Genomic DNA, 494 nt, shown 5'->3' on the forward strand with positions numbered 1-494 from the left:
GCCTCGATTTCGATGTAGGGCCGCTCCGACTCGACCTTGCCGAATATCGCGGCAAATGGAACATCGGCGGCATCCCGGCCGGTGCCGATGCGCAGCAGGCCGGTCGGAATGGAAACCCCCGACGGATCGAGCAAATACCAGCCGTCCGAGAGATATACCTCGACCACCGCATGGAAATCGGGTGGACCCATCGCCGGGTCCGCGCCATAGTCCAGGCTGCTGGAAATACGGGCCGGGATGCTCAGCGCGCGACAGATGGCGATCATCAAATGAGCGAAATCCCGGCACACCCCCGTACGTTCCACGATCGTATCGATCGCCGACGTCCGCTCGTTGGTCGACCGCGAAAGAAAGCGCACATGGTTGCGCACCCACTCCCGTATCGCATACACGCGCGGGTAGCCCTGCCGCATGCCGCCAAACTCGCGCATCGCAAATTCCATCATGCGGTCAGATTCGCAATAACGGCTCGGGGCCAGGTAGGGCAGCACTTC

Annotated in this window: 1 protein-coding gene; it reads right to left on the reverse strand. The window is 62.1% G+C overall.

Annotation, left to right across the window (positions count from 1 at the left end):
- The coding region (locus tag A9J21_RS27410) for a transglutaminase family protein (protein WP_197497580.1) at positions 1-494 on the reverse strand (494 nt) is incomplete at both ends.

Origin of the sequence: Cupriavidus sp. D384 (assembly GCF_001652915.1) — a bacterium.
Lineage (GTDB): Bacteria > Pseudomonadota > Gammaproteobacteria > Burkholderiales > Burkholderiaceae > Cupriavidus.